General features: G+C 56.5%; 9 protein-coding genes. 5 read left to right on the top strand and 4 right to left on the bottom strand.

Going from position 1 to position 9,100, the window contains the following annotated elements:
• Nucleotides 1-224: transposase (locus tag DSM25558_RS27125; RefSeq protein WP_143240262.1), on the bottom strand; the 224-nt coding region annotated here is incomplete at its 3' end.
• Nucleotides 225-484: 260 nt separating this feature from the next.
• The gene (locus DSM25558_RS27120) at nucleotides 485-1,096 is read right to left on the bottom strand and encodes a glutathione S-transferase family protein (protein WP_077107728.1); all 612 of its coding nucleotides are present in this window, start codon (nucleotides 1,094-1,096) and stop codon (nucleotides 485-487) included.
• Between the two features lie 94 nt (nucleotides 1,097-1,190).
• Between DSM25558_RS27120 and DSM25558_RS27115 the strand changes: the two genes are divergently transcribed.
• On the top strand, nucleotides 1,191-1,901 hold the full coding sequence (locus DSM25558_RS27115; protein WP_077107727.1) for a helix-turn-helix transcriptional regulator: 711 nt from the start codon (nucleotides 1,191-1,193) through the stop codon (nucleotides 1,899-1,901).
• Nucleotides 1,902-2,809: 908 nt separating this feature from the next.
• Here the strand turns inward: DSM25558_RS27115 and DSM25558_RS27105 are convergent.
• Nucleotides 2,810-3,310, bottom strand: coding sequence for a cupin domain-containing protein (locus tag DSM25558_RS27105; RefSeq protein ID WP_244554333.1), 501 nt, complete (start codon nucleotides 3,308-3,310; stop codon nucleotides 2,810-2,812).
• A 164-nt stretch (nucleotides 3,311-3,474) separates the two neighbouring features.
• Between DSM25558_RS27105 and DSM25558_RS29560 the strand changes: the two genes are divergently transcribed.
• Entirely contained in the window at nucleotides 3,475-4,329 is an 855-nt protein-coding gene (locus tag DSM25558_RS29560) for a bifunctional NUDIX hydrolase family protein/GNAT family N-acetyltransferase (protein WP_077107724.1), read from the top strand.
• Nucleotides 4,330-4,445: 116 nt separating this feature from the next.
• On the top strand, nucleotides 4,446-6,296 hold the full coding sequence (locus DSM25558_RS27095; protein ID WP_077107723.1) for an ABC transporter ATP-binding protein: 1,851 nt from the start codon (nucleotides 4,446-4,448) through the stop codon (nucleotides 6,294-6,296).
• Nucleotides 6,297-6,477: 181 nt separating this feature from the next.
• On the opposite strand, the gene DSM25558_RS27090 is transcribed toward DSM25558_RS27095, so the two are convergent.
• A complete protein-coding gene (locus tag DSM25558_RS27090; protein ID WP_077107722.1) occupies nucleotides 6,478-7,920 on the bottom strand; it encodes an IS1182 family transposase in 1,443 nt (480 codons plus the stop codon).
• 71 nt (nucleotides 7,921-7,991) lie between these two features.
• Between DSM25558_RS27090 and DSM25558_RS27085 the strand changes: the two genes are divergently transcribed.
• Both DSM25558_RS27085 and DSM25558_RS28695 read left to right on the top strand, forming a co-directional pair.
• On the top strand, nucleotides 7,992-8,513 hold the full coding sequence (locus DSM25558_RS27085; RefSeq protein ID WP_077107721.1) for a GNAT family N-acetyltransferase: 522 nt from the start codon (nucleotides 7,992-7,994) through the stop codon (nucleotides 8,511-8,513).
• Nucleotides 8,514-8,518: 5 nt separating this feature from the next.
• Nucleotides 8,519-8,896, top strand: coding sequence for a hypothetical protein (locus tag DSM25558_RS28695; protein WP_143240270.1), 378 nt, complete (start codon nucleotides 8,519-8,521; stop codon nucleotides 8,894-8,896).
• Nucleotides 8,897-9,100 lie beyond the last annotated feature (204 nt).

Below are 9,100 nucleotides of genomic sequence, written 5' to 3'. Positions count from 1 at the left end.
CAAACGCCTTGTTCGGCCCAACGGCGGAAACGCACATACACCGAATTCCACTTTCCGTAGCGCTCATGCATGTCGCGCCAGGGGCAACCTACCCGAAGAACATGCAGCATGCCGTTCAGATATCGTCGATTATCGTGAGAAGGCCGAGACTTCCTCCCACGCTCGGTGGGCAACAGCCCCTCGATGATCCGCCATTCCATATCCGTCAGGTCGCCGCGAGCCAAAACTGCCTCCTAAAAGGCAGTCTTGAATCATACTTCAGATAATTTGGGAATCCACTTTGTCAACAGGACCTAGTACGGGTCGCTCGAGTACCTTCGCCTTGAAAGGAGCTGAACCGACGACACCTTGTCCGGATTGGCTAGGCGCTTGAGATCTCGGCCAGAATCACGATGCTCCCGTGGCCACTTGCCATAAGGGGGTGACTAGCGCGATCAATCTCACGCGAAAGTGGCCGCCCAGTCGGAGCGGCCAGTGCCAGCGATCAAGCCGCAACCACAGTGCGGGCGTCATAGTCGGCGGTCCATTGCAGCGATGGCCGCTCGCCGCAACGCTCAATCCAGGCCTTGACCACGTCGCTGTCCGGCGTTGCTGCAGGGTACCAAGCAAAGGGCGAATGCAGCAGCAGATCGACAGCTGTGTATCGCTCTCCCATAAGATAGGGACTATCCTTGAGCGCGGTTTCGAGGCGTGCCGCAAGTTCCGCCGGGCTGCGGAAGGTAAAGTCCACAAAAGGATGGGAGATCCCGGCTGCCTGCATGATCAGCACAGGTTCGACCACGCCGGCATACCAGGCGAGCCAGCTGAGATACCGACCGCGCTGCGAATCGCCGGCAACAGGCGCCATCTTCTTTTCCGGGAAGAGATCCGTCAGGTACTGAATGATCGCGATGCTCTCCCAGATGACGACGCCGTCATGCTCGAGCAGCGGCACCTTGCCTTCCGGATGCGGGTTCTTCGAATCTTTGCGACCGCTGCCATCGCCGCGGGTGATGTCGACGATCTCGATCGCGACCTTATCGATGGCGTCTAGTTCGCGAAGCAGGGTGACGATACGCGTCGAGCGTGAGCGGGGGGCGTGAAAAAGCGTCAGCATAGCCTGGATCCTTGGTTGCGTTTGGCAATGCGGATCTTGTACAGTCCGCCAACTGCCAGTTTCCGTCAGTAGGCTTCATCTATCCTCCAAAGTCATGGCTCGTAGTGAACGTCTGTTCCGCCTGCTCCAGGCGCTTCGCACTCTCCCCTCCCCGGTGACGGCCGCGCGCCTTGCCGAGGAGACCGGCGTATCATTGCGTTCGCTCTATCGGGACATCGAGAGCCTACGCGCCGCGGGTGCCGTCATCGATGGCGAGCGCGGCTTCGGCTACAGGCTGACGGAAGACATCGCCTTGCCGCCGCAGACGTTCACACGGCTTGAAATCGAAGCCCTGGTGCTCGGCCTTGCCGAGGTGCGGCATATGGGTGAAACTGCTCTCGCGGCGGCCGCAGGTGCCGTGCTTTCAAAAGTTACAGCAACACTGCCCGACCGACTACAACGCCAGGCACTGCATGCCGCCTCCCAGGTCTATCGCTTCGAGCGCCGCGATCCACCGGTCGTCGATGTCGGCCTTCTGCGCGAGGCTTGCTGGCAAGAACGCGCCGTGGTGATAGGCTATGTGGACGCGGAGCAGCAACGGACCGACCGGCAAGTGCTGCCGCTGGCGATCGTCTATCTGGAGAGGACGCTGGTGTTGCTTGCCTGGTGTTGCCTGCGCGAGGATTTCCGCAAGTTCCGCATCGCCGACATCCAGATGTCGGAGGAGAGTTTCCGTCCGCGCCGGGTTCAGATGCTCAGGGACTTCGTTGCCATTCTGAACGCCAGTGCGCCCGAAACATCAAAGATGATGTTGAGCAGCCAGTAACCAAGACGACGATGCGGCCGGTGTGGCCACGAACCGCGTTCGGACTGCTTTTCGCAGATGCAGCAGATGTCAGAACGGCCGCCCTGAGGCGCAATGCTATCGCTGCAAGTGGGCGGCATGAATTCGGGTAAAAATGCCTTGCCGCGTCTTCGCCTTAGCAGATACAAACTATCGATCCCGCCGATCGCGTTCGCAAGTTGTTGAAAATCAAGCTGTTGCTGCATAACGCCTATATATGGAACTCTTTACGCCACCGCCAGAACGGGCATTTCCTTTGCCGACCCGCGTCTAAAGTTACTGGAAGGACGGTGCTGTTTAGAATCATACCATCTAGACGAAGCCCATCAGCGTCGATCTCTATATCTGCCCGCATTGATCGCAACCCGCTTACCGGGAGCAAGGTCGCTTGCTGGTGCGGATTACCGTCCGCCTTGCCTGCTGGAAAAACCTGCTTCGCGCGGAGAAAAACACGGCAAGCCTTATTTGACGCCGGCGTCGCGCGGCTGACTGTCGCGTTCGTTCGCGCGCCATCGTCTGTGCGACAGCCTCAACAAGTCCGCTAAATTCCTGGCGCAGTTCGCTCAATTCAGAAGCCGGAGCGATCGGTAACTCAATAACTTCGTCGAGCCGACACTTGAGCGCAGCAGCCATTCTGCGCTCATTTGCGTTGAAATTGGGACTGGCCATGACAATCACGACAAAGCCAAACATCCGTCGGCAGCTACTGGCCTCTGTGGCTGCCATTAGCCATTCAACTCTGCGTATCCGCATGTCGCACCCAAAACTACGAGCCGCCTAAACGAACGGAAACCCCTAAAGTTCTAGGGAGCGCGTCAACGTGGTAAATGAAGTCTTACGAGTGCTTCTGGACTTTTACGAAAGGCGTATCTCTCCCCGTCGCGTGGCCGTCAAACATCGGCCTGAACCCACCGAGGGGCCAAATGGACATCGATCGTCTGCAACCTTCCAGGGCCAAGATTCTCAAATCGATGCGGCACACCCTTTGGCCCAAGGACGACGTCGCCCGCTTCGGCATCGATCACGGTGTCGCCCACGAAAAACCGAGCACGGCCTTCTAATACAACGAAAATCTCATCGTACGGATGCACGTGGAGTTGAGGCCCCTCACCTATTCGGTCATTGCCGTAAGTCAGGATGGTACCTGATGTCCCCAGCTTTTCCCCCTCAACATGGCCGCGCCATGGGCCAGATCCCAGCGGTTCGAAAAGCCGTTCTCTCGCAGCCTGCCTACCATCAGGAATAGAAGTAGCCGGATCAAAATCGTGTCTGCTCATCAATTGTCCTTTCAAGATCGGTTCAATTTCTTGCTTAGTCCAGGCTGATTCACGTTTCGTTAAATCTTGACATTTTGGTGGAGTGTGATGTTGGGCAAGACCAATCAAATCCACGCTTGATCGATACCCAGCGACCACTTTATCCTCGCGGCAGCTTTTCCTTGCTGATGCTGCCCGCCCAATCGCCCTGGAGATTGTTCGTAGACAAGCTGTTACAGATGGCGTCAAATTTCTGACTTTTCAGACGATTAAATCTGATGCTGCATGGAGGGAACGTTTTGATTGAGAAAGCCCTGGTCTACGGCACCACGTCCCGCGGTCTCTTGGTGTTCGCTGAACCCGATTTTCCCGAAGTTCCTATCCAAGTGCCCGGGGGCACAGTCGAAGCCGGGGAGCAGGTGATTGATGCCGCCCGTCGTGAATTCGCTGAAGAAACCGGGCTGTTGGGCCGAACGGGGTTTCGGCTGCTGGGAGACAGCCATCGGCCCTTCGAGCGAGACGGGGTGCATCACGATCTCCACCGCACCTACTTTCATTTGCCGCTTGAAGAAGATCTCCCGGATCGCTGGCACCATTTTGAGACTACGCCGTCGGGTGGTGGCGCGCCCATTCTATTTCGGTTTTTCTGGATCGACATCGCGCTCGCGCGGGCGCGCCTTGACCTTCGCTCGGGAGAAATGCTCGATCGATTGCCCCCCATGGGGAGCTACGATCTGGTTCTGGTCGAAAGCGCTGCCGACCAGTCCGCCTATCACAGGATACGGCGGACGGTGTTGTTCGAGGCCAGGGGGCGTTTCGACTATATTCCTGATGAGGCGGAGGAGATCAAAGAGCAAAATCTGTCTCTGATTTTCAAGCTTGATGGACAGGCAATAGGCACCGTTCGTCTCGACCAGAAATCGGATGGAAGGGCAATTGTGCGTCTTGTGGCGATAGCGCCTGAATTCCAAAATCGGGGTCACGGGAGAGCCCTTATGACGCTTCTTGGACGCCTGGCACTTTCCCTCGGCGTCAACGAGCTTCTCGTGCACTCGGCTCCAGATGCTGCCGGCTTCTATCAGAAACTCGGCTTCGTAGCTTTTGAATTCGAAGACGGCAATTTTAGAAGTGTGCAGTTGCACAAAGAGATCTAGCTATCCGTTTTGCAGCAGAAATCCTAATTTTACTCATGTTCGAGTTCGATCGCATTTGAAGGTAGACATATGCCGGGAAGCTGAGCCCGTACCATCCAAAAGAACCGGAGCGAGCCATGTCGATTTCAGACACGATCTACCGTCCGTTTGAAAATTTGATCCGTCCATTGGATATTCCCTACCGGCCCCTTCCCTCTTCGGGGCCTGTTGCGGTTCTCCTACATTTCATATCGATGTTCCGCGGTGTCCTGATCCTACTCGCACTTTCCGCGATGGCGATGGAAGCGATCAATTTGTCGATCGTCTGGGGGCTGTCGGTTGTCGTGGATGGCGTCACGCAACAGGGCGCGGCCGCATTCCTGGAGAATGAATGGCCACTGCTGACCTTTCTCGGGCTCTTGATCTTCCCGGCGATGCCAATCGCTTCGTTCCTACTCAACACGCTCCAGTCACATACGCTTGGCATCGGCATGCCGGCGGCAATCCAGTGGCAGGGCCACAAAGCGGTCGAGCGGCAGGATCTTGCTTTCTTCCATGAGCTATTTGCTGGGCAGGTCGCCTCGCGGCTACAGCAGGTATCATCCGCCGTACAGCAGCAGATCATTGCCGCCTTCCAGACCGTCCCGCGCTTTTTGTTGCAGATGGTTGGTTCCGTCATCCTGCTTAGCGCTCTGTCCTGGCAGCTTGCCCTGCCTGTTGTCATATGGATCGCGCTCAACGTCGCATATACCGTCAGAACAGTTCCCACCTTTGCCGAGCGCTCCCGTCGCACCGCCAAGCAGCGTAGCCTGGTTGCCGGTGCCATTACCGATCTCTACACCAACATGCAGATGATCAAGCAATTTGCCGCCGAAGACAGCGAAGCAGGCGCGATCCGCCGTACCATCCAAAAGTCCGTACAGACGCAGCAGAGCGAACAACGCATCTACCGTACGTCCGAACTCGCTGTGGTTATCCTCAACACGATCCTGTGGCTGAGCATGCTATCGATCGGATTTTCCGGCCTGGTCAAGGGGTTCCTCTCCGTCGGTCAGTTCGTCGGTGCAGTCTACATCCTGCAGCGTCTCTCCACCCAGATCTTTGTTTTCCTGCAAATGGGCCAGCAGATCTTTCAGGCAATAGGGACAATCAAGGACGCGATGCCGGTTATGACCACGCCGCCCACCATTATTGATCGGCAGAGCGCGGCCGATCTTGTAGTCAACCGTGGCGAAATTCGGTTCCAAGATGTCGGTTTCGCCTATAAGTCTGGCAAGCCGGTGATCAATAATCTTTCGCTCACCGTCCGGCCCGGCGAAAAGGTCGGCCTGGTTGGACTGTCTGGGGCTGGCAAGACAACGCTTGTGAGCCTTCTGCTGCGCTTTTACGACATTCAAGACGGAGCAATCCTGATCGACGGGCAGGACATCTGCGAGGTCACTCAGGGGAGCCTTCGCCGCAACATCGGCGTGATCGCGCAGGATGTCGCACTGCTGCACCGCTCGGTCGGCGATAATATCCGCTATGGTCGACCAGACGCGACCCAACAAGAGATCGAAGACGCGGCAAAGACAGCGCGGGCTGATCTATTCATCAGCAACCTGTCGGACGGTGAAGGCCGTACCGGCTATGAGGCCTTCGTCGGCGACCGTGGTATCAAGCTCTCCGGTGGTCAACGGCAACGTGTGGCGATCGCGCGGGTGTTGCTGAAGGACGCGCCGATCCTGGTGCTCGATGAGGCGACCTCCGCCCTCGACAGTGAATCAGAGGCTGCTATCCAGGAAAAGCTTGGGTTGGTCATGGCAGGAAAGACGGTAATTGCCATCGCACATCGCCTTTCGACTATTACCATGATGGATCGGATAGTCGTGCTCGACCGTGGCCATATCGTGGAAGAGGGCAGGCCTGAGGAGTTGATAAAGCGGGGCGGCTTGTTTGCCCGCCTTTGGAAACGTCAGACGGGTGGCTTTATCCCAGAGGATGAGTAGCTAACTTAAGTCCTACAGACCGTCCAAGAACTCTTAGGCTGATTGATGCGATGCGCTGTTCCATGCCGGAACTCTGCAAGTGACGAGGTTTGTCGGATTTCGATGTCCAAAGAGCCTGATAAAGCACTGTTGAGCGGTTTGGCACCAGTATTTGGCTTAGGAAGTGCGCGCGGTGGCGCTATCATGCCCTAACGGCGGCAATCAGGCCCGAAACGCCGACAAGGGTGATGGCTCTTTTGATGTTGTAGGCGAGCGCCGTCAGGCTGAACTCCCCTCTCACGTTTTCCAGCCGCCGCATCAGGAATGCGCCCTGATACATCCACTGTTTTATCGTCCCGAACGGGTGCTCGACGCTTTCGCGCCTTTGGTCCAGAACGTCGGGCCGGGCGGCAAGACGCTCCCCCATGCGGTCGAGCACCGCCTCGTTCTCAAGGCGCGACACGCGGCGGAAGCTTTTGGTGCAGCGCTCGCGCAGATGGCATGCCTTGCAGGCGTCGCGGTTGACATAGTCGATCTTCACATTGTCGCGCGACTTGCCAAAGTGACGGGGTGAGAGCACCTGGTCTGCGGGGCAAAGGTAAATGTCCTTGTCCGGATCGTAGCGGAATTCCTCTTTGGAGAAGAAACCCTCGGCCACGGCCGGACCGCGGATCGGCTTGGGAACATAGGCGGTGATACCGGCCTTCTCGCAAGCTTCGATGTCCTCGATCTTGAAGTAGCCGCGGTCAGCCACCGCCTCTATTCTGTCGACGCCGAGCGTGTCCATCGCCGCCTCAACCGTTGGGGCCAGAAGCCCCATGTCCAACACCTGATTGCAGACCTCCTGCTCGGCGATCAGCTTGTGCTTCACATCAACCGCAAGCTGGATGTTGTAACCGACGCCGACCTTGGTCATGCGTGCCATGGCACGGGAATCCGGATCGGTTAGCGAGATTTGGTCCTCGCCGGTTTTATCCAGTTCATCCAGCAGCGCCTTATGACGATCCCGCTTGCCTTTGATCGCTGCGATCTTTTCCGCGAGTTTGTCATCGCCGCGGCCTGAACCGCTATTGTTGCTGGCTTTCTCCTCTTGCGCATCGCCCTCATCGAGCCGCTTCATATAATCGGCCAGTTTCTCGTCGGCTTCGTGGATGAACTTCGTCAAAGCGCGCCGCGTGAAGTTGCGATCCTTGTTGTTCACCGCCTTGATGCGCGTGCCATCGACCGCCAGCAGTTCTCGCCCGAACAGATCGAGCTGTCGGCACAGGATGACAAATTCCCGGAACACCTGCCTGAAGGCCGACCGGTTCACGCGGCGGAAATCGGCGATGGTGCGAAAGTCCGGCTTCAGGTGCCGCAGCTGCCAGATGACCTCGATGTTGCGATGGGCCTCGGCCTCCAGCCGCCGGCTGGATCGCACCCGATTGATGTAGCCGTACACATAGAGCTTCAAAAGGTCGGCCGGATCATAACCCGGACGACCCGTCTCCTTCGCAGCCACCCGCACGAAGCCTGCGGCAGCAAGATCGAGGCCGTCGACGAAGGCCTCGATGAAGCGGACCGGATTATCCGGGCCGACGTAATCGTCCACCGCTTCCGGCAGAAGCAGCAATTGCGCGCGATCTGTTCCTGAAAGATGTGCCATGATGCATTGTAGGGGAGAACGCCATTTTCTGGAATCCCAGGTCTTCGCTTTACCAATGCAGTTTGAACAAGATGATCGATCACCACCAGGTACCAGTCGCAGAAACCCGACGCACCGACCGCCTATTGCTGCGTCTCCCAAAGGCGGATGACCTTCCCTTTTTGACAGAGCTGTTCGCAAAACCCGAACTGGTTGCTCACCGCCCTGTTCCCCGGCCGGACAGCCCAGAAGAATGTGCTGCGAGGTTGGCGAGGGACAGGGCGCATTGGAAGGACCACGGCTTTGGGCGATGGGCAGTTATAGCCAATGGAAAGCTGATTGGGTTTGGCGGGGTTACCGTGTCGAAGGAGTTTGATGGCCTCAATCTGTCCTACCATCTCGACCCGCAAAGTTGGGGGAACGGTTATGCAACAGAACTGGTACGAGAGAGCGTATCCTTCGCTTTCAAAGATCTTGGAGCCCGTCGAATTATTGGGCTTGTGCGATCAGCAAATCCAGCATCTCAGAAAGTTCTGCAAAAATCCGGCTTCAGCTTCGAAAGGGAGGTCATGCTTCATGGCGCGCCAACCGATCTCTACAGCCTTACACCGTAGAGTTCTTGGACGGTCTGCCTAAGTTTCGCGACAAAATCGTCGGTAATGAAATTGCAGCAGAATTTCTGTCGCAAAAGTCACTCGCAAAAGTCAACGTTTCGCGACTGATATTTGCGACAGACGTACAGTCAGATCGAGGCCATCACCGAAACAATGTGATTGCCAGAAGAGCGAGCACACCAATTCCTATGATGGCGATCACAAAGCGCTCGGCGGCCGTCCAAAAACCGGGCTTTGGTCGCTGTCCGGTCACGGTCGAAATCATATCGATGATGAAATCGATAGATGCGATAACCACCTTCATCCTCGCGGCCTTCTCTTTCGTTGACTCAAAGATGGAAACGCAAGAGCCGCCCGTCAACAAGTCTTCTTGGAGCAGTTAACGCCATCTGCTGCGAAAGTCAGGATTTCTGCGACATAGAATATTATCAGGGTTGAAGGCCAGCTACGATCATTGATGATTAGCCGAATAGGCTTCTATCATCACATATCGAACTCTCTTATTTGGAAAGTATTTTATAGATCGTTGCAGATTTTATTTGATAATTGCATTATACACTATGTTGTTTGGCGGATTACTGCCGCTC

Source organism: Agrobacterium sp. DSM 25558, from assembly GCF_900100825.1.
Taxonomy (GTDB): Bacteria; Pseudomonadota; Alphaproteobacteria; order Rhizobiales; family Rhizobiaceae; genus Agrobacterium.
The sequence above is the reverse complement of the archived record's forward strand: the minus strand, read 5'-3'. Positions and strand labels throughout refer to the sequence as shown.

Excerpts from the sequence above, each read along its gene's own strand:
- DSM25558_RS27120 (WP_077107728.1), bottom strand. The coding sequence starts at position 1,096 with ATGCTGACGCTTTTTCACGCCCCCCGCTCACGCTCGACGCGTATCGTC.
- DSM25558_RS27115 (WP_077107727.1), top strand. The coding sequence starts at position 1,191 with ATGGCTCGTAGTGAACGTCTGTTCCGCCTGCTCCAGGCGCTTCGCACT.
- DSM25558_RS27095 (WP_077107723.1), top strand. The coding sequence starts at position 4,446 with ATGTCGATTTCAGACACGATCTACCGTCCGTTTGAAAATTTGATCCGT.
- DSM25558_RS27090 (WP_077107722.1), bottom strand. The coding sequence starts at position 7,920 with ATGGCACATCTTTCAGGAACAGATCGCGCGCAATTGCTGCTTCTGCCG.
- DSM25558_RS27085 (WP_077107721.1), top strand. The coding sequence starts at position 7,992 with ATGATCGATCACCACCAGGTACCAGTCGCAGAAACCCGACGCACCGAC.